This window comes from Cyclobacterium sp. L-R, assembly GCF_056859355.1.
In genome coordinates this window covers 217,625-241,506 of record NZ_JBSXOH010000073.1, presented here as the reverse complement: position 1 = coordinate 241,506, position 23,882 = coordinate 217,625, and the positions used below count along the sequence as shown (strand labels likewise).

General features: G+C 38.5%; 24 protein-coding genes. 14 read left to right on the top strand and 10 right to left on the bottom strand.

Annotated features, from left to right (window positions below):
• Positions 1–3: 3 nt before the first annotated feature.
• Positions 4–1,704, top strand: coding sequence for a capsule assembly Wzi family protein (locus AC13EX_RS13195; protein WP_482893030.1), 1,701 nt, complete (start codon positions 4–6; stop codon positions 1,702–1,704).
• Between the two features lie 154 nt (positions 1,705–1,858).
• Here the strand turns inward: AC13EX_RS13195 and AC13EX_RS13190 are convergent, their stop codons facing one another.
• Positions 1,859–2,755: a M28 family peptidase gene (locus AC13EX_RS13190; protein WP_482893029.1), complete on the bottom strand. Its 897-nt coding sequence runs from the start codon at positions 2,753–2,755 to the stop codon at positions 1,859–1,861.
• Positions 2,756–2,844: 89 nt separating this feature from the next.
• Between AC13EX_RS13190 and AC13EX_RS13185 the strand changes: the two genes are divergently transcribed.
• A complete protein-coding gene (locus tag AC13EX_RS13185; protein WP_482893028.1) occupies positions 2,845–3,819 on the top strand; it encodes an NTPase in 975 nt (324 codons plus the stop codon).
• A 189-nt stretch (positions 3,820–4,008) separates the two neighbouring features.
• Here AC13EX_RS13185 and AC13EX_RS13180 read toward each other — a convergent pair whose 3' ends face one another.
• The 4 genes from AC13EX_RS13180 to AC13EX_RS13165 form a co-directional block, all read right to left on the bottom strand.
• The gene (locus AC13EX_RS13180; RefSeq protein WP_482893027.1) at positions 4,009–4,269 is read right to left on the bottom strand and encodes a DUF6952 family protein; all 261 of its coding nucleotides are present in this window, start codon (positions 4,267–4,269) and stop codon (positions 4,009–4,011) included.
• The gene (locus AC13EX_RS13175; protein WP_048641432.1) at positions 4,250–4,564 is read right to left on the bottom strand and encodes a thioredoxin family protein; all 315 of its coding nucleotides are present in this window, start codon (positions 4,562–4,564) and stop codon (positions 4,250–4,252) included. The genes AC13EX_RS13180 and AC13EX_RS13175 overlap by 20 nt, the downstream gene beginning before the upstream one ends.
• A gap of 85 nt (positions 4,565–4,649) precedes the next feature.
• Complete coding sequence (gene yjjX / locus AC13EX_RS13170; RefSeq protein ID WP_048641433.1) at positions 4,650–5,219, bottom strand: inosine/xanthosine triphosphatase; 570 nt, start codon at positions 5,217–5,219, stop codon at positions 4,650–4,652.
• A gap of 29 nt (positions 5,220–5,248) precedes the next feature.
• Positions 5,249–5,956, bottom strand: a complete 708-nt coding sequence (locus AC13EX_RS13165; RefSeq protein ID WP_048641434.1) for a YebC/PmpR family DNA-binding transcriptional regulator — start codon at positions 5,954–5,956, stop codon at positions 5,249–5,251.
• A gap of 173 nt (positions 5,957–6,129) precedes the next feature.
• On the opposite strand from AC13EX_RS13165, the gene AC13EX_RS13160 reads away from it, so the two are divergent.
• From AC13EX_RS13160 to AC13EX_RS13145, 4 genes are all read left to right on the top strand, one after another.
• On the top strand, positions 6,130–7,452 hold the full coding sequence (locus tag AC13EX_RS13160; protein WP_482893026.1) for an NAD(P)/FAD-dependent oxidoreductase: 1,323 nt from the start codon (positions 6,130–6,132) through the stop codon (positions 7,450–7,452).
• A gap of 97 nt (positions 7,453–7,549) precedes the next feature.
• Entirely contained in the window at positions 7,550–7,921 is a 372-nt protein-coding gene (locus AC13EX_RS13155; RefSeq protein ID WP_482893025.1) for a hypothetical protein, read from the top strand.
• A 161-nt stretch (positions 7,922–8,082) separates the two neighbouring features.
• Positions 8,083–8,694: a TIGR04282 family arsenosugar biosynthesis glycosyltransferase gene (locus AC13EX_RS13150; protein ID WP_048641437.1), complete on the top strand. Its 612-nt coding sequence runs from the start codon at positions 8,083–8,085 to the stop codon at positions 8,692–8,694.
• 17 nt (positions 8,695–8,711) lie between these two features.
• A complete protein-coding gene (locus tag AC13EX_RS13145) occupies positions 8,712–9,017 on the top strand; it encodes a GyrI-like domain-containing protein (RefSeq protein ID WP_482893024.1) in 306 nt (101 codons plus the stop codon).
• 18 nt (positions 9,018–9,035) lie between these two features.
• On the opposite strand, the gene AC13EX_RS13140 is transcribed toward AC13EX_RS13145, so the two are convergent.
• Complete coding sequence (locus tag AC13EX_RS13140) at positions 9,036–9,536, bottom strand: hypothetical protein (protein WP_482893023.1); 501 nt, start codon at positions 9,534–9,536, stop codon at positions 9,036–9,038.
• Positions 9,537–9,730: 194 nt separating this feature from the next.
• Between AC13EX_RS13140 and AC13EX_RS13135 the strand changes: the two genes are divergently transcribed.
• Positions 9,731–10,021, top strand: coding sequence for a hypothetical protein (locus AC13EX_RS13135; RefSeq protein WP_482893022.1), 291 nt, complete (start codon positions 9,731–9,733; stop codon positions 10,019–10,021).
• A gap of 194 nt (positions 10,022–10,215) precedes the next feature.
• Here the strand turns inward: AC13EX_RS13135 and AC13EX_RS13130 are convergent, their stop codons facing one another.
• The 3 genes from AC13EX_RS13130 to AC13EX_RS13120 all read right to left on the bottom strand — a co-directional run bounded on the left by AC13EX_RS13130 (position 10,216) and on the right by AC13EX_RS13120 (position 14,116).
• Positions 10,216–11,457, bottom strand: a complete 1,242-nt coding sequence (locus AC13EX_RS13130) for a PepSY-associated TM helix domain-containing protein (RefSeq protein ID WP_482893021.1) — start codon at positions 11,455–11,457, stop codon at positions 10,216–10,218.
• A 793-nt stretch (positions 11,458–12,250) separates the two neighbouring features.
• Positions 12,251–12,886 carry an energy transducer TonB gene (locus AC13EX_RS13125; RefSeq protein WP_339716944.1) on the bottom strand — a complete coding sequence of 212 codons (636 nt, stop codon included), beginning with the start codon at positions 12,884–12,886 and terminating at the stop codon, positions 12,251–12,253.
• A gap of 204 nt (positions 12,887–13,090) precedes the next feature.
• Positions 13,091–14,116, bottom strand: a complete 1,026-nt coding sequence (locus AC13EX_RS13120; RefSeq protein ID WP_482893020.1) for an ABC transporter ATP-binding protein — start codon at positions 14,114–14,116, stop codon at positions 13,091–13,093.
• Positions 14,117–14,446: 330 nt separating this feature from the next.
• Here AC13EX_RS13120 and AC13EX_RS13115 point away from each other — a divergent pair, with 330 nt between their 5' ends.
• The 5 genes from AC13EX_RS13115 (at position 14,447) to hemH (ending at position 21,043) form a co-directional block, all read left to right on the top strand.
• Positions 14,447–15,382 (top strand): hydrogen peroxide-inducible genes activator, encoded by a 936-nt coding sequence (locus AC13EX_RS13115; protein ID WP_048641444.1) that lies wholly within the window; start codon positions 14,447–14,449, stop codon positions 15,380–15,382.
• A 149-nt stretch (positions 15,383–15,531) separates the two neighbouring features.
• A complete protein-coding gene (locus AC13EX_RS13110; RefSeq protein WP_482893019.1) occupies positions 15,532–16,929 on the top strand; it encodes a dipeptidase in 1,398 nt (465 codons plus the stop codon).
• A gap of 90 nt (positions 16,930–17,019) precedes the next feature.
• Complete coding sequence (locus AC13EX_RS13105; RefSeq protein WP_482893018.1) at positions 17,020–18,993, top strand: protein-disulfide reductase DsbD family protein; 1,974 nt, start codon at positions 17,020–17,022, stop codon at positions 18,991–18,993.
• A 158-nt stretch (positions 18,994–19,151) separates the two neighbouring features.
• Entirely contained in the window at positions 19,152–19,781 is a 630-nt protein-coding gene (locus tag AC13EX_RS13100; RefSeq protein ID WP_048641447.1) for an HPP family protein, read from the top strand.
• Positions 19,782–20,008: 227 nt separating this feature from the next.
• Positions 20,009–21,043, top strand: a complete 1,035-nt coding sequence (hemH, locus tag AC13EX_RS13095; protein ID WP_482893017.1) for a ferrochelatase — start codon at positions 20,009–20,011, stop codon at positions 21,041–21,043.
• Positions 21,044–21,063: 20 nt separating this feature from the next.
• Here hemH and AC13EX_RS13090 read toward each other — a convergent pair whose 3' ends face one another.
• On the bottom strand, positions 21,064–21,630 hold the full coding sequence (locus AC13EX_RS13090) for a phosphonate degradation HD-domain oxygenase (RefSeq protein ID WP_048644421.1): 567 nt from the start codon (positions 21,628–21,630) through the stop codon (positions 21,064–21,066).
• A 165-nt stretch (positions 21,631–21,795) separates the two neighbouring features.
• Between AC13EX_RS13090 and AC13EX_RS13085 the strand changes: the two genes are divergently transcribed.
• Together AC13EX_RS13085 and AC13EX_RS13080 are read left to right on the top strand one after the other, a co-directional pair.
• Positions 21,796–22,512 carry an HAD family hydrolase gene (locus tag AC13EX_RS13085; protein ID WP_048641449.1) on the top strand — a complete coding sequence of 239 codons (717 nt, stop codon included), beginning with the start codon at positions 21,796–21,798 and terminating at the stop codon, positions 22,510–22,512.
• Between the two features lie 59 nt (positions 22,513–22,571).
• On the top strand, positions 22,572–23,870 hold the full coding sequence (locus AC13EX_RS13080; protein WP_240477945.1) for a DUF5690 family protein: 1,299 nt from the start codon (positions 22,572–22,574) through the stop codon (positions 23,868–23,870).
• The last annotated feature ends 12 nt before the right edge of the window (positions 23,871–23,882 follow it).

Sequence of the window (23,882 nt, the reverse complement as noted above, 5' to 3'; positions counted from 1 at the left end):
GGCATGAGCAAAAAGCACCCTTTTTATTTACAAATTACCTTTTGGGCATGTTTTATTTGTTTGACTTCCCAAACAAAGGTTCTGTCGCAAAGCATAGGATTGAATTATCCGATCTATGATGATTATATGCGAAGGCAGCAGCTACTAGGCAACATTTCAGCGGAAAGCAGCTTTATGATTCGTCCCCTCTACCCTACCGAAGCATTTAATAAAAGCAACCCATTCGCTTTGGAAGAGAACAAGGAAGCTCCAGATTTAAATTCAGCGGATATTAAAAAGTCCAAATTCGTGACCTTACCAGCCATGCTCAAAAGCAGGTACAATAGTAAGCTCCCTTTTGGCATTAATGACGGTCAGATGATTCCAAACAAAGGAACCCAATTCAATGCTAGTGTGGGTTTTTATTTTGAACATGGGCCACTAACCATTCAATTCCAACCGGAAGTTTTGCATGCTGAAAACCAAGATTTCACAGGTTTCCCCCTTGAACATTGGGGAAGCACATGGTTACAGTATTTTGAATGGATCAATACCTCCGATATTCCTGAAAGATTTGATCAGGGTCCGGTCACCAAACTGTCTTTAGGACAATCCAGTATACGTTACAACTATAAGGACTATTCTATAGGTATTTCTAACGAAAACCTTTGGTGGGGACCGGGAAGAAAGGCTTCTTTGCTCATGAGTAACAATGCACCAGGCTTTCTACACCTTACTTTAAATACACGAAAACCTGTTAAAACAATTTTGGGTAATTTTGAGGGACAGATAATTGCAGGCCAACTTAGGTCTTCAGGAGTAGATCCCGTCAATTCCGATTACATCTATACAAACACCCCACTTTACGTGGTCAAAAGACCTGACGAGGACTGGCGTTACCTATCAGGGCTTGCCCTTACCTACCAACCTAAATGGCTCCCAGGTTTATTTTTAGGCTTTAGCAGTGTTTCTCAAATGTATCATACAGACCTGAGTCAATTTGCTGATTACCTACCTGTATTTAATGGCGAAAAAGGCCCTGAGAGTATAAGCAAACCCAATGTAGACAAAAGGAATCAGCTTAGTTCAGGATATTTCAGGTGGATAGACACAAATGGTCATTTTGAGTTTTATGGAGAGTATGGCAGCAATGGTAATAGTCGAAGCTTGAATGACTTCCTAATTAACCCAGACAAAAACAGGGCTTTTCTTTTTGGATTTACAAATTTAATCCCTCTAAAAAAGGACGACGAATTCCTGCAAATGGGCATGGAAATCACACAAACAGGTCAAACGGTTAGAGAAGAAATTCTCGCTAGAAATAGCTGGTATACCCACCCTTACGTAAGACATGGGTATACCCATAAAGGACAGGTTTTAGGTTTTGGTTATGGCCCAGGTAGCAATACCATTTCGATTGAAATGGCCTGGGTAAAAAAATACAATCGCCTCGGGTTTGAGTTTGAATACATCAATCACAATAACGATTTCTATTACAAACGTTTTGAATCAATTAAGGACTTACGTAGAAAATACGTAGACATAGTACCTGCACTGATTGGAGAATGGAGATTTGATAATGTTTTATTGTCAGCCAATTTCAAATACCTCACCTCATTAAACTATAAGTGGTACTTGGAAAATGACCCTGAAGATTATTTTATTCCAGGACTGGACAAAACTAGCTTTGTGGGAAATATTGGTATTACCTATCTCATGAAATAAGCCTCTTGTCTACTTTTTTTGGTTAAAGCCGGATTAGGTAATAGAATGTCTATTTCATATTTCGGGTTAAATCATAGTACGCATGCTCCTTGACTTTACATGGTAAACACTTAGCCTGTATACTTTTATCGAAGCCTATAGACAAATTTTAGCCTCACTCTATGCTGGCATCAATTTCTAAGATGCTGTTTAAAATGAGCTCACAAGCTTCTAGAAAAAAAGGTTGATGGATATTTTCAAATAAATCTGAAGGTTGGTGATAATCCTCGTGATCATCCACTCCAAAATAAATAAAGGGGATGCCTTTTTTATGGAAAGGGCCATGATCGGAAGCATTGGTCCAGTCAAGCTGCCCTTTCTCTCCATCATTCCCTAAAACCAACTGAATGGGCGAGCGCTTGCCCACCTTTTCAAGATAAGGTATAAATTGTGGGTAAAACCTGGTACCCACAGCATACAGCGTATTGTTTTCACTTCGGCTGATCATGTCCATATTTACTACCAATTTAATCTGCTTTAAAGGAAAGGGGAAGTCTTGCAGTAAAGCTTTAGCACCTACTAGGCCCATTTCCTCAGCATCAGTAACAGCAAAGAGTATAGAATGCAAAGGTCTGTTCTCCATAAAATAAGCGGCCATATTCAACAAGGCGGCGGTTCCTGAGGCATTGTCATCTGCCCCATTGTAAATTTTGTCCCCTTTTTTTCCCAAATGGTCATAATGAGCCATTAAAAGAATTATTTTGGACGACTCCGTGCCTGGTATAAAACCGATAAGGTTACTACCCTCATCCAGACTTTCATCATCTCCTTCTAAAGCGAAGCTTTGCGTGTACATGGGGTATTGACTGGTCAGTTTAAGTGCTTCAAATCGTTCAATAATATGGGCAGCAGCCAATTTATTCCCCTCTGTATTTGTAGCTCTTCCTTCCAATTGATCTGATGAAAGGTACCTTATGTCCTCCATCAAGGTTTGCTTGTCAATTTTTTGGGCCTTTGACAAGAGTGGTAAATAACAAAAAAGTAATAAAATTAAGTAGGTAATCGTTTTCATAACGAAAGATTTTACAATGGCTTGTGTATATTCGTGAAAATACTAAACTTTCAGATGTGGATTTGACTTTGTTTATAAAATATATTTCTTTGACAGGGCTGATATGTTTTTTTTCGCTAGCAGGCTTTGCCCAACCAACACCTGTCGGTCAATTTTTAGATGGTAAATCGGTTGTTCTGGTTTCCGCTGCTACTTCCGCAACACCTCCGGTCAATTGGCAAGGTCTGGCAGAAGAAATTCACCCTGCATTTGTGGCAGCTGGGGGAGATCCGGTAGCCTACTATGAACTGGAAGAAGTCATTTTATCTGATGCCATTAAAAACGCATATGCCAATCACTTTATAACAAGGCAAATCAAAAACATCGTTTTACTTATCAGAAAAGAAGATGGTCGTATGTTTTGTCATATATTTCCCTTCTCAGGCAATGGTAACATTATCGCGCCTGGTAATAATTGGTCCGCAAATGCTAACAATAAGGATCAACTCAAAGAACAAATCCAAGCTATAGGTGCAAACAAAAGAAGTGAGAATTTCTTAGTAATAGATGTTCCTGAATACCCTGCCATACCAGGACTGGAGAGCAACTCCAATAATAGTGGTTATATTCAAGCGGCCCCTTTAAACCTTGATGTTTTCAAAATGGGGATTTTACTGACTGGTGCCGCCGGGAATGAGAGCTATCTCAACACTTTCCGCCAGGACATTTATGGTAAGGAAGAAAACCAAGTATTGGCAGAGCAAAAGGCACAGAGAGAAGGTCTCGAACAAATCTTCAAAGCGGAATACCCTTATCAAACCGAATTCCTAACCACTGCCAAATCGAACCAACAATTAATCAGCGAAAAAGTCCAGTTTATCCTCATGAAACAAGAAGGTAGAGAAGCTGATCTGATGAGGAGTATGGGAGTCCCCTTGGAAGCTAGCCAAAACCCAGAAAGAATTGTAGTAAAATATTACATCCGTTTCTTAGTAAGGAATGAATTGTACATAGGAGAAAAATGGGATGCTTCACCGGATTGGAGACAAGCTCTGAAAAGCTTTTTGAATCAAATTACTCCTTAAACCAAAAAAATAGGCCGCTTTCTATTCATTGATAAAATCACTTTCTGAACAATGACATCACCTTGCCTAATGTACCTCAGGTAAAAAGGCAATAAAAAGAGGCAGATCCAAAGGACCTACCTCCACATTTAGATGTAGCAGATTTCATTTAGGGTGATAAACAACTTCTCTACTTATCCAATTAAAAATTTATTTATCAATGGAGCCCATTACCCTTTTTAAAAAGGCATTCATGGCTTCCTTTTTTTCCATTCCCTCCTCCTTGATCATTTTTTGAACTTCTAGGGAGCCATACAAGTTTGAAAGCAATTCTCCCATAACGTCCAATTCCTCATCCTTCAAAGTACTTATCTCCGTCATTGATTCAAGGAGTTCAATGGTTTCTACCACCCAGTCCTCATCATTCTCTTCAATAAAACCCAGTACATGCTTAATTATCGGCAACCTCATTGATCAATGTTTTTAAAGCGTCTTCTTTATTTGTCTGTATTTGATTTACGAGTGTTCCTCCATTAAAGACCGCAAAAGTCGGCAAGTTGTTCACTTCGGCTAATTTTCTGGATTCCGGTAGCTTCTCTGCATCCACATATAAAAAGGTAATCCCATCGTATTCTTTACTTAACCTTTTCATTTTGGGTTTCATAATTCTACAGTTGCCACACCAAGTAGCACCATATTGAACCACTACCTTTTCATTGTCTTTAATGACTTGTCCTAAATTATCTGATTCTAATTCTTGTAGCATAAAACTTTTGGTTTAATTATAAATCAAAGATAGATACTATTAATAATAAAATCCAATTGATAATATCTATGAGTCATTGCGTTTATTAATAGAACTCCTTTTTAAGGAAGGGAATAAGGGCCAATGACAAGGCCTGCTGATAATAATCTGCCCTACTGATAACCCCATTAGTAAGGATGCCTACGGCTCCTCCATTTTCTTTGGAGTTTCTTTGCCTAAACAATTTGTCATCTGCTTCTCCCAGTTCCATTCCTTCGCTTACCATTTTATTTATGGCTTCTGGAAGAAAAAAAGACGCGGTCTTGGCTTTCCCTATAGTATTCTCATTATTCAGTATAACCATCCATGCAAAAGCAACCATTTGCTCTCCAACATGATCAACTCCTCCTTCTATACCCACCCAAAAATCCGCTTCTGGAAAAGCATTTTTGGAGGCAAAGGCCCGGTTATAGGCCCCCGTATAAGTTTCTACATCCCCCATTGGCTGAGCACTAACTTTAGAGTCAACATTCAGACCCTGAACAATAAAACTATCATCAAATATATTAGAGAAAGCATTTTCAGAACTCTTAATTTTCACAGGATTTTTACTGCCTACAATTACTAATTTCTGTCTTTTTTGTTCCTGTAAATTTCTTCTTTTCGGGAATGCCATTATGTGAATTAAATTTGAAAATACCTGGTTTAGGACATGTTGTGGTAAACGTGGTTTACATCATCGTCCTCTTCTATCCGCTCTATCATTTTGTTGATGTCGGCTTCTTGTTCACTAGTGAGTTCGGTAGTAGACATTGGAAAGCGTTGCATTTCTGCACTTATGACCTCTACTCCTTTGTCTTCAAGTGCTTTTTGCATGTTACCAAAATCCTCAAAGGCAGTATAGACAAAGATCTCACCTTCATTCTCATCAATATCTTCCAAACCAAAATCAATCAATTCCAATTCCAGTTCTTCCAAATCATAATCAGCTTTTAAAAATCGGAATACAGCTTTGTGTTCAAACATAAAGCTTACAGAACCAGTGGTGCCCAAAGAGCCTCCAGCTTTGGAAAAATAATGTCTCACATTGGCTACAGTTCTGTTGATATTGTCAGTTGAGGTTTCAACGATTACAGCTATGCCATGGGGACCATATCCCTCGTAGACAACTTCTTCGTAATCTTTTTCATCCTTATTACTAGCCCTCGCGATAGCAGCTTCTATCCTATCCTTAGGCATTGATGCGCCCTTGGCATTCTGTATAACTGTCTTTAATTTTGTGTTATTAGATGGGTCAGGTCCGCCAGCCTTTACAGCCATAACGATTTCCTTGCCCAAGCGTGTAAACACTTTGGACATTTGATTCCATCTTTTGAATTTTCTTTCTTTTCTAAATTCAAATGCTCTTCCCATAAGTTTTTATTTTTCCGGTTTGTAAAAATAAATAAATTTTTCGATAGGACTAACATACCATCAAAACTAAGCATGAGTATTCCAATTTTAAGGTTTTGGGTAATTGTTGAACTATGGCCCACGATATACGTTTTATTTCTAGGTAATACAACCTCATTTAAAAGTTTTTAGTAATGGACCAAGCTCTTCCAAACCTTCCCGAATTATCTCTTCCCAGAATTGTAGTCATAGGTGCAGGATTTGCTGGCCTCAAATTGGCCAGGGAATTAAAAAACAAGGACTACCAAGTGATATTATTGGACAAGAACAACTATCACCAATTTCAACCCCTATTCTATCAGGTAGCCACTGCAGGTCTGGAACCAAGTGCCATCTCCTTTCCTTTAAGGAAGGTTTTTCACAATACACCAAATGTAACCTTCCGAATGGCGGAAGCACAAAGAATCGAGCAAAGTAAAAATCGCCTTTATACTGACATTGGCTATATTGATTATGATTACCTGATTCTGGCCATGGGAGCAGACACCAATTACTTTGGAATGAAAAATATAATGGACAACAGCGTTCCCATGAAGTCTGTTTCTGAAGCTTTGTTTATACGAAACAAAATCATTTCAAACTATGAAAGGGCCATCAACATCGCTGATATTGAAAAGAGAAAAGCATTGATGAATGTAGTGATAGTAGGCGGTGGACCAACAGGGGTTGAGTTAGCAGGTGCGATGGCTGAGCTTAGAAACAAAGTTTTCCCAAAGGACTATCCACAGCTTAACTTTGAAAACATGAAGGTCGTTTTGATAGAAGCAGGGCCTTCTCTTCTAGCAGGCATGTCATCATCTTCAGGGCAGAAAGCTAAAGAGTACCTGGAAAGCCTTAAAGTAAACGTCATGCTTCAAACTGCGGTGGAAGATTATGATGGTCTAAATGTTATTATCAAAGGTGAATCAGGTATTCAAACAAACACCTTGCTTTGGGCGGCAGGAATAAAGCCCAATGGCATTGAAGGTATTTTGGACGTTCAAAAGTTCAAGAATGGCCGCCTACTTGTAGATGAATACAACCTCGTGAAAGATACGAGCAACATATATGCCCTTGGGGACCTTTGTTTACAACAACTGCCCGATTACCCTAAAGGACACCCACAGGTAGCCCAAGTAGCCATTCAGCAAGCGGATAACTTGGCAAAAAACTTTCTGTCCAAACTAAAAGACAAACCATCAAAAGCCTTTAAGTACAAAGACCTTGGCAGTATGGCTACGGTAGGAAGAAAGCTTGCTGTGGTTGATTTACCTTTTATGAAACTCCAAGGTGTACTTGCTTGGCTTATTTGGTTATTTGTTCACCTAATGGCCATCCTTGGTGTAAAAAACAGGATATTTATCTTCCTTGATTGGTCTTGGAACTACCTGGCTTTCGATCCTTCATTAAGGTTACTTATCAGACCTACCTACGTGAAACCCAAAGACAGAGAAGAGTTAGTAGAAGATAAAAATTAAGGCGTTTAATATTTTTAACATTCCTTAACACCTGAACATTAAACCTGTACAGTTACTTCTGGTCTAACAGCTATACAAACCAAAAACGGTAACAAATATGAAAAAGGTAATAATGATTTGTGCACTGGTAGTAGCTACCGTGGTGCACGTACAAGCACAAAGACAAGGCGATAGAGAAATTAATCCAGAGAAAATGGCCGAAAGGATGACCCAAAGGATGGATGAGAAACTAAACCTTACTGAAGAGCAGGAAAAACAAATCAACGCTTTATTTCTTGAGCATGCCAATAGTCGAAAAGAATCTCAAAAAGAAAATAGAGAAGAAATGAAGGCGGCAAGGGAAGCACACCAGCAAAAACTGGAAGCCATCCTTACCCCTGAGCAGAAAGAAAAATGGGAAGCTGAACAAAAAGAAGGAAGGTCCCAAATGCGTAAAAAAAGAGGAGGAAGGCAAGAAGGAGGTGAGTAATTTCCCTTTAAAGGATAGAATACCGGAGTTTAATCCTCCTTTGCAATAAACGAAGCCAAGGCACTACCTGCAATACCCGATAGTTATTATTGGTTATTAACGGAAAACATGCCTTGGCTTTTTTATGCCTTCTCCTATTTTCCTGTAATTTTGAAGCATCTATGAAACAGGCCATTATTGTATTTCAAAAATTTCCTGCGCCAGGAAAAGTAAAAACTCGCCTTGCGGCTACTATCGGCAATGATAAAGCAGTTTATATTTATACCTATTTGTTAAACTACACGCATCAATTGTTGACAACAATACCAGCAGATACCTTGGTATTTCATGAAGGGACTATCAATAAAACCGAATATCCTGGCAACAATTATTATTTTTTTCCTCAGGAAGGAAATAACCTGGGAGATAAAATGTACAATGCCTTTTCTAAAGCTTTCGAAGAAAATTACGATCAGGTTTTAATTATTGGAACTGATTGTCTGGAGCTTAAGAATAGTCATATTGAGGAAGCTTTAAGCAGTTTGGACAAGAATGATTTGGTCTTAGGACCAGCCAAAGATGGAGGCTACTACCTGATAGGACTAAATAAAAACGATCCCCGCTTGTTTGAAAACATCCAATGGAGTACAGAATCAGTATTTGCGGAAACAATGAATATTGCCAAGATGCTTCAACTTAAAGTACATCTTTTAGAAAGGTTAAATGATATCGATGAGTATTCGGACCTCAGTGAGCAACTCAAAAAGCTTATTTCAATCAAAGATCCCAATTAGGAGGGCTACCACAACCAATGCAACCGAAAATAGTAAATATCAAAGACAAACATCTGCTAGGCATAAGTTTCCGTATGAGTGTGAATAACAATAAAACTCCTGAGCTTTGGAAAAAGTTTATGAACATCCTACACACAATCTCGAGTAACAAACCACAGGAGTTCATCGCATTACAAGTTTACGAAGCCTCCTACTTTTCTTCCGCCTTTGATCCTTCAAAGAAATTTGACCAATGGGATTGTATGGAGGTAGAAAATGGCAAAGAAATACACCAAGAGCTAACGGTCAGGGCGGAGAAATCCTATTACATAATCCGGGTTTAATGGATCTATCGGCTTAAATTAAAACAGAGTAATCAAATTATATTCTTTTCGATTATAGCTGGTAACAGGAATACAAATACTCGATAATAAAGGACTACAAATTTTGGTGATTTCCAAAATTTGCCTGCTACTTTTAAATGCTAAACTTACAGTTGTATTTTCTACAACATCTAATTCTGAAAGACCTTCAATATCTTCATAAAGCTCCTCCCCTAAGTTAAAAAGCCTGCCTTCTTCATTCAATACCAACTCATTCCCTTCCAAAACATAATTCCCCATCAAATAAATGGAATAACCCAAAATTTGATTGGTTTCAGGGGCTTTAAAAGTTATGCTTCTATAATACTTTCCGTCTAAATCAAACACATAGGTATCTACTTTGTTCAAGTCCTGATTTTCAAGATAAAAATAGTTTTCCCAATTGCCATAAAGGTTTTGGGCTTCGATGACCTCCTCCTCTACACAGCTTATCCATAAGAAGAATAATGGTAGAATGAGAAAAATGTGGTACTTTTTCATAATATATGAGTTTCTTTCTTAGTTTAAGACGCACTTCTTGTTCATTTCGTCTCAGAATAAAATAAAAGCTTAATTGTGAATAAAATGCTTCAACTAAGTTTTTTCATTTTCGGAGCTACCTTTCAATTCAAATTAAATTTCTTACATTCAAACATTGACAAAAGCTTTTTGCTAGGGCCTATTCGCTAAAAAACATGACTTTTCTATACATTGTATATGTTCTATTTGTAATTCATGTAATTGTTGGATTCAAGATTTATTTTAAAGTTTCTGCGCTTTTAAAGAAACACAAATTGTCCATTAACAAACAAAGCATTTCCCTGCGCTACTCTGTAAAAGAGTTGTCCCAACTCATAGACCAAAACGACTCCGAAGAGGTGAATCTTAAAATCAATCAATTAATCCGCTGGACCAAGCTCAATTATTGGCTGGGCAGGATTTCCTTTCTGCTTTTTGTTGGAATTGCTTACTATCTTTTTTTCTAGAAGAAGGGACAAAAACCATAACCCAAAAAATAAAAAATGCAGGCATTACTATATGCCTGCATTTATCAATTCTTAACTAACCGTTATTAGAAATCTTTTTTTCTACTTAAAACTTCATTTAAGTCAATTAAAGCAAAAGGTACTATTTCAATTGAGTGTATAAATACGAAATAACCAGCCTATCCTACAATTCATCAAACGGTTGCTGTTGTTCTCTTGTTTTTTTTCTTTGGTTTCTTCATCTTATTGATCCATATCAGGGTTCCGGTCACAGGCAGACTGGTTGCAATCAAACAAGAAATAAAATAGAGTAACTTCGAGAAAGAACCATACACATCCCCTAAATGCAGGGCCTTAATTGAGCCAGAAACCCTTTCATTAAATGGTTTCTCTTTAAAAATATCAGCCTCAATCACCTCGGCACTTGCCACATCAAGGACCAGCTTATCCGATGCAGCAGGAGCAAAGAAGCCTGCTCTTTTCTTGCTAATATTAATCTTTGAAGCCCCGTCCTTTGGTAGGCTTACAGTGTATTCACCTACATAATCCAAGGTTTGGTCAACACTGTACAAATAATCTTCAAGTGGCAACATTTCTATTTTAACTTGGTCTTTATCTGCTCCCTTTTTCCCCTCACCAGCACTAGGCCCAGGCGCTCTCACACTACGCTCCTTATAGGTTCCCAAAGATTTCTGCAAGGCTTCCCGGTACCAAGGAAAGGAAAAGAATGGTCCGGTAACCCCCATTAGAAAAAGTATAATCGCAGAATAAAAGGCAAGTGAGTTATGAAGGTCATGGTTTATGCGCTTCCAGTTGCTATTGAATTTGATTTTCAAACCTTGACGCCAGTTTTTTGCTTTACGGGGTACCCATATTACCAATCCTGTCAAAACACCTATTGTAAAAAGAATAGTACAGGCTCCTGTGATATAGCTTCCTAACTTTCTATTCTCCAATCCTTCAAAGATTGGTGCTTCAATTTTATCAAGCAATAACCAACGGTGCAGGCTAAACATGTAGCCCATAAAAGTAGCTGCAGCATTTTCTTCCTTGCTATTTCCCAACAATTCTCCTGTATATGGATTTACAAAATAAGTAGTCCCAAAACGGCTTTTGTCTCCTTTTTCCCTTGCTGTAACCTGAAAGCTTCTATCCTCATCAGATGAAATTTTCACTCCTGTAATATCCCCTTTTATAAGATCCCTGTTCTTATCAAGCAATTCATCAGGAGAAAGCTTTGACATACCTTCACTGTGGTCTACTTTATAAAGATGTGAAGCATTCCACTCTCTAATCTCAGTATTGTAAACATAAATGGTACCAGTAAGGCAAACCACTAGTAAAACGATACCACTTATCAAACCTGCCCACAGGTGAACATCATTGAAGAATTTCCTGGTTTTCTGCCATGATGTATTGTTTTTCTGCTTTGTCATTTCCTTGCTTGTATTGGTTTATAAACAACAATAGGAAGTAACCCATTCAAGTTAGTTCCATGCTCAAATATTTTTATATTTTCATATCGCCAAGTAGGTTATGGAATACCAACTGTCCTTTTCAGTTTTATTGTATACCCCCAACAGAATTGAAATGCAACATCAATTCCCTTCAAACTGGCACTTAATTCTATCCCCAAAAACCTTCCTTCTATCAGTATTACTTTAGAGGAAGATTATCATGGACACAAATTTAAACATTATTTAGATTTAATCTAAGAAAGATTTAAATAAGCGACAAATATAAAAAATCAATTAAATTATAAGTGGAAATTTCAGAAAATATTTTCAGTATTTAAAATACTTATAAAGAGTGCTTTAGAGAGAGAGGAAGGATGATAATAAAGGGCTGAGAATGGCTTATTATCAAAGTAAAATCTTGATAAACCTCACATAATAACCTTCAACCCGAAATATGCAATAGACAATCTATTACGTGCTGAAATCGCTTCAAAATCAGCCACTTCGTTGCTGTTTTCAATATCACCATAGCGGTGCTAGGCTAAAATCTCCAAACAGCCTGATATTCTTGCGATTGCAACACTTCCCGTAAACACGGGACAGGCTATCACGAATCCTATAATCCGGGTTCAATAGTTTCAATGAAAAGGCACCTCAGGTCATTAATTTCTTTAGAAAAAGTGTGGGATTTCCATTTGAGAGAGTACTTAAAAGTGAAATTAATCTCTATGCTCAGAGAGTATTTACAAAAAAAATTTATGCTAAATAGTAACTATCCCATGTGAAAATTTAAATAAAAAAGCACCAAGCAATCTGTTGCTTCTCCATTTAAGTATAGCGGAATCCAGTCATTCGGCATCAAAGACACCACCCTTAATGCCTCAGCATCTAAGGCCTTATCTCCTTCCTTTGGAATAAAGGGACGGATCATTTCTCCTTCTTTGGTAATGGTCACCATCACACCTACTGTGCCGGTAGCTCCTCTTGACATTGCAGCATGTGGATAAAATATATTATTGGCAAAAAAATACAAAAACTTAGCATCACCACCCAGCAATACAGGAATAGCCCCGGTTTCTATTTTCACCAACTCTTGGTCTTTTAAAATATATACAGCCTTAACGGCATTAAAATTTTGCAGGTATTCGAATTCTTTGCTTGTGTAATTGTACTTCTGTATTAAATTATTATCAAAATCAAAGAACTCCCAGGATCCAGACCTATTTCCTTGACTAAATTGGCCCTTTTCCCGAAATCCCAATTTCCCTTTGTATTGAATTTCCGCAGCACCCTCTTTTACTTGTGAGTTTTCAAGCACATGGTAAGTAAAAACTCGATTCGGGTTTTTACTTTTTTCCTTAACCTTTTGAAGCCCCTGAGAGAAAGTAGAAAAAAATGCGAAACACACTAAGCTAAGAGTTATCAAAAACTTTATCCTACTATTTTTCTTACACATACTTCAAAAAGGCTTATTCAATGACAAAAGGAATCAAAGTCTAAAATAGAAACTTTATATAAAACTACTAAGGTTTTAAGCATTTATTTACTTAGGGGGAAACCAGTCCATATTTAATACTGGGTATTCACCGGTAATTATGCATGGCAAAACACTTTAATAAGCATCTTCCACCTTAAAAGTCTTGAGTGTGAAGAAAACATTACTACCGGTATTATAAACCCTATTGGGTGATGATTTTACCAATATGGATTTGCCCAAATCATCTTCTAAAGTTACCATTTGGTGATCACCAAAGTAAGAACATTGCCTCACTGTTCCTATCAAGGCTTGTCTCAGGCTTTTTCTCACTTTTACTTCCTCAGGTCGGAATAGAATTTTAGCTTTATTGCTGTAGTTTTTTGAACGTTCATCATCAATAAATCCAAAGGAAGTATAAAAACCATCGTTGGTAGCTGTAGCTAGTACTTCATTCCTTTTACCAAAAAAATTGGCCACATAGGAATTCACGGGGTTCTGGTAAATGATTTGAGGAACTGCAAGTTGTTGTAGGTAGCCTTTATGAAAAATGGCTACCCTATCTGCAAAAGACAAGGCAACTTCCTTATCGCTTGTATTTAAAACAGTTGTAATCCCTACCTTTTTTATAAGCTCACGGATTTCAGAAATAAATTGGTTTTTTTTCATTGGTCTCAAGCCACTAAATGGCTCATTCAAAAGCAAAAAATCCGGTTGGGATGCTATTGCCCTTGCCAATGCTGTACGAAACTGGTCCTCGGCTTTGACTTCTGAAGGGTACTTTTCAGCATCTCTTTTCAAGCCTACCAGGATAAGACATGACTTGGCTTTGTCTTCTATCGTTTTCTTACTCCCCTCTAAGCCAAATTTGACATTTTCAAATAAAGTAAGGTTTGGAAACAAGGCATTTCCTTGAAAAACCATTCCAATTTTTCGCGCACTATTATTCTTATGGCCATGATTCTTCCCAGCAAGATAAACATTACCGGCATCAAATCGCTCCAGACCTGCAATAATCCGAAGCAATGTTCCCACCCCTGAACCAGTTTCCCCCGTCAAAGCCAAAATTTCTCCTTCCTCTGCTTCAAAGGAAATTCTGCTCAAGGAGCTGCCACTGTCTATGGTATTGACTCTTTGGACATTTTCCAGCCTAAGTATACTCATTGAAAATCTCTGGTTTGGCTAAAAATCTTAATTATCAAAACTCAAATTAGCCAATTTTTTCAGCCTTTCTCCACCAAATATAACACCCAGAGGAGAAAGCTACGCCATAGTAGCTATTGCTAAAATTTTGCTATTAAATGGGCTCAGGGTCAAAGTTAAGGCTTATTCTATAAATAAATCCACATTCATTTGGCAAAAACGATTTGAAGTCTCTTAATACATTAGGATTTGAACCAGTATTTAAAATCAAGGGTTAATAATTGGTAAAATGCTTTCTATATTTGGTATTAGGCTAGAAAATTCATTTTTTAAATTTCCACAAATTAGAACATGACAATACAACAACTGGAATATATATTGGCTGTAGAGAAGTTTCGCCATTTTGGCAATGCTGCAGAATCCTGTTTTGTCACCCAACCAACCCTAAGTGCTCAGGTAAACAAGCTGGAAAAGGAGTTGGGAATAATCTTATTCGATAGATCCAAAATGCCAGTAATTCCAACTGAAATTGGAGAAAGAGTTATCGAGCAGGCCAAAAGAGTGGTGTTGGAGAGTAAGGGTATTTATGAACTGGTAGCAGAAATCAAAGGCGAAGTGGGAGGGATCATTAAAATTGGTATTATCCCTACCATTGCTCCTTATCTATTACCACTTTTTATCCGAAATTTTATTCAAAGGTACCCCAAGGTATTGCTGGAAGTGCAAGAAATGGTCACAGAAGACATCACAAGTCGACTGAGAAATGATGAATTGGATTTGGGCATAGTGGTAAGCCCGCTACATGAAGGCGGTATTATAGAAAAACCCATTTTTTACGAAAAGTTTTATGTTTATTTATCGAATGGGCATCCACTTTTAAAGGAAGAAAAAGTAGCAACAGAAAACATCCCTGCTGAAGATTTGTGGGTTTTGCAGCAAGGCCACTGCTTCAGGGATCAAGTGCTCAACCTATGTGACAAAAGTAAATTCCAAAGAAAGAATTTCCATTATGAAAGTGGTTCTCTGGAAGGGCTTAAAAACATGGTAGATCGCTACACGGGAATTACTTTACTTCCCGAACTAGCTACTGAAAACTTATCAGAAGAAGAAAAGAGCAGGCTTAGACCCTTTGCAGGAGACCCGCCGGTAAGGGAAATTAGCCTAATTCGTACACGTAGCTTTCTGAAACAAAAACTGGTGGCTTTGCTTTTTGAAGAGATTCAATCGGCAATCCCTAAACACATGCAAGCCAATAAAAATGGCCGGTTGGTAAATTTTAATTTATAAGGCAAATTCCTATAAAATGTCTTAATTTTGGTACTTAAGATGAAATGTAATAAACAAGGGTAGAAGCCCGTTCCAGTTACATCATGAGCCGATTCCCAAACGCATCAACTTGCTTATTTCAAGTTTAACTAATAAGAAAAATAAAAGTCATGGAACTGAAAAAATATATAGAATCCAATTCGAAAAGATTTTTAGATGAGTTAATTGAATTGCTGCGGATTCCATCAGTAAGTGCTGATCCAGCCTATGAAAAAGAGGTTTTTAAGGCAGCCGATTTTGTTAAAAGTAGCCTTGAAGCAGCGGGCGTGGACCATGCGGAAATATGCCCTACGGATGGTTATCCCATAGTATATGGAGAAAAAATAATTGATCCTGCTGCACCTACGGTACTAGTTTACGGACATTATGATGTACAGCCTGCAGATCCTCTTGACTTATGGGATTCACCTCCTTTTGAACCAGTGATCAAAAAGACAAAGAACCATCCCAATGGAGCAATTTTTGCCCGAGGTTCGGCAGATGACAAAGGCCAATTTTACATGCATGTCAAAGCCTTTGAAGCCATGTTAGCCAGTGAACAGCTCAATTGTAATGTTAAATTTATGATTGAAGGGGAGGAAGAGGTTGGATCAGAAAACCTGGATGTTTTTGTACGCGACAACCAAGATAAACTAAAAGCCGATGTAGTACTTATCTCTGATACTTCCATGATTTCATTGGAACATCCATCAGTAACAGTAGGCTTGAGAGGACTTGCCTATATGCAGGTAGAGGTCACTGGGCCAAATATAGATTTGCACAGTGGCACCTTTGGGGGCGGAGTAGCCAACCCTATCAATGTTCTTTGCAAGATGATCAGCTCTCTTCACGATGAAAACAACCACATCACCATTCCAGGCTTTTACGATTATGTAGAAGAATATAGCAAGGAATACCGCCAACAATTGAACAAAGCACCATTTGATGAAGTAGAGTACAAGGAAAAACTCGACATCAAGGAAACGTATGGTGAAGAAGGATACACTACCATCGAAAGAGTCGGCATAAGACCTACCTTGGATGTAAATGGAATCTGGGGAGGTTATACAGGAGAGGGTGCTAAAACGGTACTTCCTTCCAAAGCAAATGCGAAGATCTCTATGCGTCTGGTTCCCAATCAGAACCATAAAGCCATAGCCAAGCTTTTTGAAGATCACTTCAAAAGTATAGCACCGCCTGCTGTAAAAGTAAAAGTGGTGCCTCACCATGGTGGACAAGCTGCAGTGATTCCTACCGATTCGATAGGATATAAAGCCGCTGAAGCAGCTATAGATGAGGCTTTTGGAAAAAAAGCCATTCCGACAAGAGAAGGCGGGTCTATTCCTATCACAGCTCTGTTCCAACAGGTTTTGGGTCTGGATCCAATCTTACTTGGTTTTGGACTGGACACTGATGCCATCCACTCCCCTAATGAGCACTACGGTGTAGACAATTATTTCAAAGGCATAGAAACCATCGCCTTGTTTTTCAAACATTATCACCAGCTTTCAAATAAAGATAAGGGCTGATAATAAAAGTGATGGTAAAATACGGAACTTATCAATGCCGTTTTTAATTACTATTGGATGTGAATCCTAAATGGATATAAAAAATCGGTAATGAATTACAATAAGTTAATATATTTAGCAATATCCTTTCTTTTCCTGAGCATCACTTTAAATGCTCAGGTCATTTCTCCACCAAAATGGGACATTCAACTTGACCAGGAAAATCCCAAAGTCGGAGATACTGTTACGCTCTTATTAAAGGCCACAATTCCTCCCAATTGGTACATTTATTCCAATGAGTTCGATCCGGATCTTGGGCCTTTATTGACAGAAATCAATCTTGAGGAAGCCAAAGGAATCAGCCTTGAAGGAGGACTGGAAGCCATCAACTCAAAGAAAAAGTTTGACGACACCTGGCAGGGAGACATTACTTATTTTGTTAAAGAGGGTGAGTTTCGTCAAAAGTTAATCATCACTGAGGAAAATGCAGTCATTCAGGGCGCAATTGAATACCAAATGTGTTCCGATGTCACCAATCAGTGCATAAACTATCAGGAAGATTTCAAAATCTCATTGGGAGAAGAAGTATCTAATGTGGTCAGTGAAACTCCAGTTGGTGAGAAAATAACATTGAAGCAACCTGAAGAGTCCTTGATCGGCTTTATGCTTATAGCCTTTCTGGCTGGGTTGGCTGCATTATTGACTCCCTGTGTTTTTCCAATGATCCCTATGACGGTTACCTTCTTCACAGGAAGAGGTAAGTCCAAAATGATAGGCTACCGAAATGCCTTTATATATGGTTTTTCCATTATTGCTATCTACACCCTTGCAGGTACTGTTTTAGCAGCTGTGCAAGGACCTGAGTTTATCAATTGGCTGTCCACACATTGGCTACCCAATGTATTTTTCTTCGCTGTATTCATCTTCTTTGCCTTGGCTTTTTTAGGTCTGTTTGAAATTACTCTTCCATCGGGTTTGGTCAATAAGATGGATGCCAAAGCCGATAAAGGTGGCATTATGGGCATCTTTTTCATGGCGTTTACACTCGTTTTGGTTTCTTTTTCTTGTACTGGCCCTATCGTAGGCTCTTTATTAATCAGCTCTGCAGGTGGAGCTCTTCTCAAACCTATTTTGGGTATGTTGGCTTTTTCTATGGCCTTTGCCTTGCCTTTCACCTTATTTGCTATTTTCCCCGGCTGGCTAAACTCATTGCCTAAATCCGGTGGTTGGTTAAATTCGGTAAAAGTAGTTCTTGGTTTTATAGAACTTGCACTTGCATTCAAATTCCTAAGCATGGCTGATCAAGTGTACCATTGGGGAATATTGGACAGGGACATTTACTTGGCCATCTGGATTGTAATCTTCACCCTTTTGGGCTTGTACCTCTTGGGTAAAATACGACTGCCCCATGACAGCAAATTGGAATTTATCAGTGTTCCCAGGTTGATGCTGGCTATCACCACCTTTGTATTGGTGATCTATATGATTCCAGGAATGTGGGGAGCACCTTTGAAAGGGCTTAGCGGGTATTTACCACCGCTTTCATCTCATGATTTTGACCTGACAAAAATCAGTAATCAAACCAGCGACTTCGAATTTGACGAATCGCCAAAGTATGCAGACTTCCTCCATCTCCCACATGGGATACAGGGATATTTTGACTACGATCAGGCATTAAGGGCAGCCAAAAGACAAAATAAACCGCTATTTATTGATTTTACAGGACATGGCTGTGTGAATTGTCGGGAAATGGAAGCACGGGTATGGTCAGATCCCAGGGTACTCAAGCGCTTAAAAGAAGATTTTGTAATGGTCGCCCTCTATATAGACGAAAGGTATTCCTTGCCTGAGGACCAATGGTACACCTCCACTTATGACAACAAAGTCAAAAAAACCATAGGTAAGCAAAACGCGGATTTTCAAATTTCCCGATTTGAAAACAATGCTCAGCCTTATTATGTAATACTAGACAATCAGGAAGAATTACTTGTAAGTCCAATAGCCTACGAGACGGACATCCAAAAATTCATTGACTTTCTGGATTCTGCCAGCAAAGCCTTTAAGCGCAGGACCAATCAAGAATAAGTACTTTCTACCTACCAGCACTTGAAGCCATCCATCATTCGGATGGCTTTTTATTTTTCCTGAATTTTGATGGCCATTGTTGCAGTATTTCGAGTCAAACGTTGTTCGGAATGTTGCAATTGCTCAACTTTGCCGGCTGAAAATTATTAGCATTGGCCATGAAGAAGTTAAAACGAGGGATTCAAAAGGTGAAAATGATCGCCTATAAGGAAACCAGCCACCAACCTATAGACAATCTATGGTCATTTTGCGGGGCCTTTATTGGCATAGCTACCATTGGATTGATCCAGCAGTATTTTTACCACCTCGAAAGAGAAGATCAATTGTTTTTCATCGGGGCCTTTGGTGCTTCCTCAGTATTACTCTTCAGCGCATCAAATAGTCCCTTGGCCCAACCTCGAAACACCCTTTTTGGAGGTTTGCTTTCTGCCATTATTGGAGTGTTGACCTATAAGGTTTTTTATATGGAGGACTTTATTTGGCTTTCTCCTGCTTTATCTGTGGCCTTGGCCATATTGGTAATGCAGTATACCAAAACCCTTCATCCACCTGGTGGTGCCATAGCCTTGATCGCCAATATTGGCTCAGATGAGATTAAGGAGATGGGCTTTTTCTATGTGTTCAATCCAGTATTTACAGGTTTGATGGTATTACTTCTGGTAGCATTGCTATTCAACAATATTTCCAAAAATAGGATTTACCCTTATAGAGAGGTAGAGATACGAAAACTAAAGTATTTTGAAAAACTGTTATTATGGAACCTAAAAAATACAAATTCGAAAGAGTAGCCTAGCGCCAATTGAATTGGGAATAACTAAGCAAGCATCAAAGTAAGGACACAATATGTCTTCGGTAGCAGTTATTGAGTGATGCATTTTAAAAACCGAGACTTATATATGATAACATCTTATTTCTGCTTCATTTTTATTCTAAATAAAGCCTAAATTGAATTCCATTGGTATTTTATAACAATAGCCTGTATTTTTGGTTAGCAAAACGGACAATCAAGTAAAGCATGAATAAAAGCAAATCCAAAACTGGTATTTTGTTGGTCAACCTGGGAACCCCTGACAGCCCTGAGACTGCTGATGTAAGGAAGTACCTCAAAGAATTTTTGATGGATGAAAGGGTGCTCGACATCCCATTCTTATCAAGATGGATGTTGGTCAATTTCATTATTGCACCTTTCCGATCGCCAAAGTCAGCCAAGGAATACCGCAAACTATGGACAGAGAGAGGTTCCCCTTTGCTTTTTCATACCCAAGACCTGAAAGACAAGCTTGTTCCATTGCTTGACAAAGACAAGTACCAGGTAGAAATAGCCATGAGGTACCAATCACCAAGTATTGTGGATGGGTTGAAAGCATTGAATAAAGCCAATGTCAAAGAAATAGTAGTTTTACCACTATTCCCTCAGTATGCCTCTGCAAGTAATGGTTCAGTGATTGAGAAGGTCATGGAACTGGCTAGAGAATGGCAGATAATCCCTGGAATAAGGTTTATAAGTAATTTTGTAGACCATCCCCTATTTCTTGAAGCTTGGGCAGAATTGGGAAGAAGGTTAATGGCAGAAGGAGAATACGACCGTTATCTCTTTTCTTATCACGGCCTTCCCGAAAGACAAATTCTAAAGGGAGCAGTAGATGGATATTGTCAGTTGAACGGAAAATGCTGTGCGACCTACCATAAAAAGAATCAATATTGTTATCGAGCGCAAAGCTTCCATACCACACGTTTGATTTCGGAAAAACTACAGTTGCCTCAAGAAAAGGTACTCACTTCTTTCCAATCCCGGTTGGGTAAGGATCCATGGATCAAACCTTATACCGATGAGCTAATAAAAGAAATGGCTGCAGATGGTGTGAAAAAGGTAATGGTTTTCTCCCCAGCTTTTGTGGCTGACTGCTTGGAAACTACCGTAGAAGTAGGACAGGAATACCGTGATCTCTTTATAGAGTTGGGTGGAGAAAAATGGGATTTGGTCCCTAGTTTGAATTCCGAAGACACTTGGGTAGAATGTGTAAAAGACCTGGTAACAAAAGTAGAATAGGTAATTAAGCCTTGGAAGGATTAGGTTAATAATTCCAGGGCCATTTTTTTATATGCATCAAGTTTGGGCACTGGTATGCCTGTTTCTTTAGCCCTTTCATCCCATTCGCGCATTTTAAGAATCAACTTATGCTCTGGATCGGATTCAAAAGCCTCAGCCTCTTCTGCGGTCATTACACCTCCTTGAAATGTTAAGGTTTTTTTACTTGCTTCGGACAGCTTTTTGAAATAGACCGGATCTTTATAAGTAAGGTAGCGCTTGGCCTCCACATGGCTCTCTACTAAGCGAGCAACTATTTCAGGAAAACCCAATTTGCGTAAGTAGTCTGCCCCTAATTTTTCATGGTCCATCACCCCGTAGCCTTCCATTTGCTCCAATTCCTCTCTTTGGGAAAACAAATGGCCGAGGTCATGAAAAAAAGCAGCCAATATTACTTCCTTCCCATAACCTTCCTCTTCTGCCATCTGTGCAGCCTGACTCATGTGTTCTATTTGAGAGACTGGCTCTCCTATATAGTCAGCATTCCCATAGGATTCATACAAGGAAAAAACTTCATTAATCTTGAGCTCAGGAGACAATTTCGACATGCTATTTTTATTTAAGATGGAAATTAAAAACATTCTTTAACTTATAACAATTTTGAAAGAAAAAATACAATAACAAAACCCTAACCCAGTCTGGTTTTAAGTTCCCAATATTTTTGATTATTTTGAAATGCTGAAAACGCAATTTGTTATACGAAAGAAAAAATCATGAAAACCCCAATTAAATTGGCTGTCTTTGATATGGCAGGAACTACAATTAATAGTGATACTGTAGTACCGCAGCTATTATTAAAAGCATTTAACCAACATGGTTTTCACAAACTCAGTATAGAGGCAATCAATTCAGAAATGGGCTATTCCATTCCTGATGCCATAAGGAAATTACTATCAACCCATTCAAGCTATCAAAAAGAGTTATCGGACATCATTATTGAAAAGATTTATATTACTTTCAAAACGGGAATAAAGAATCATTTTCTCTCAAACCCAGTCATTTCTCCTGTGGAAGATGCCCTGGAAGTTTTTGAGACATTGCAACAATTAGGAATAAAAATAGGCCTTAATACCAACTTGAATCGAAGTAGCGCCAACTTTCTTTTGGAAGGAGCGGGATGGTTGAATCACCCATTAATTGACATAACCGTATGCAGTGACGAAGTTTGCAAAGGCAGGCCTCATCCAGACATGATTTTGCAAATGATGGCTGCCTTAGGAATAGGCAGCCCATCAGAAATAATCAAAATAGGGGATTCTGTTGCGGATATTCTGGAAGGTCAACAATCAGGTTGCCTTTTAAGTATTGGAATAACTAATGCTTACTTTAGTTATGATGACTTGATGACCGCCCAACCTAGCCATGTACTAAACTCTCTTTCCGATATCATCCCAATAGTAAAAAGAGAACTCGAAAATATTTCAGAATAAAATTCATGATTCATTTCCCTTCTCTGTCCAAAAGGCTTTCATCAGCAAATCCTCTATTGATGAGTACTTTTGTAGCTATAATGGCTTTTTTGACTTATAGCAGCATGTATGCTTTCCGAAAACCTTTTGCCGCCGCTACCTTTATGGGAGAAGAATGGTGGGGTATAGACATTAAGGTCTGGTTGATCCTTATGCAGACATTCGGTTACATGGCCAGTAAATTTTATGGTATCAAACTGATTGCTGAGTTAAGTGGCAAAAAACGAGGCTTGCTAATACTGTCCCTAGTAGGCTGCGCTTGGTTGTCCTTACTTGGTTTTGCCTTATTGCCTGCTCCCTATAATATCCTTTGTTTTCTCTTAAATGGTTTTCCGCTAGGACTTATCTGGGGTTTGGTCTTTCATTATCTTGAAGGCCGAAGGTTTACCGAAATGATGGGAAGTATATTGGCCATCAGTTTTGTTTTTTCATCGGGATTTGTAAAATCAATCGGTAGGTATTTGTTGGTGGATTGGGGAATAGATCCCTATTGGATGCCTTTTGTAACGGGAGCCTTTTTTATCCCTCTCTTGATCACTGCAGTGTTTTTTTTAGACCATACTCCGGCTCCAAACGAAGGAGATATTGCACTGAAAACACAGCGAAAATCAATGAACAAATCCGAACGGCAGGCCTTCTTTCGAAATTTTAGCTTCGGTATCGTATTGCTGATATTGGTATATATGGCTTTGACTGCCTTTCGGGACATAAGAGATAACTTTGTGGTCGAAATATGGAAAGAGTTAAAAGTTGGTTTGGCCCCGGAACTGCTTACTCAAACTGAAATCCCCATAACCTTGGTATTGCTTCTAATGATGGGCTTGCTGGTCCTAGTAAAAAACAACTTCAAAGCGCTTTTTCTCTACCACTTGATCATTATATCAGGATTGCTACTGGCGGTTGTTTCCACAATCTTTCTTCAATATGGATGGATAAACCCCTTCTACTGGACAGTCGCCACCGGAACTGGCATCTATATGGCCTATATCCCATTCAATTGCCTTTTATTTGACCGTTTATTGGCCGCTTTCAAATATGTTGGCAATGTTGGCTTTTTGATGTATCTGGTAGATAGTTTCGGTTATTTGGGCTCATGTGGTATCCTGATTTTCAAACAATTTGGAGATTGGGAGGCAATGAGTTGGTTTTCTTTTTATTCCGAAGGGTTAATTCTGGTAATGACAATTTGCGCAGTAGTAATGCTAATCAATGGTTTGTATTTCTACAAAAAATTGAAAAATAACACCCCAATTGTCCCAATTGCAATACCTGTAGGGGCACAAGCAATTGAGCCTTTGCCCAACAAAAGCAAGCAATAACAAACCGAATCA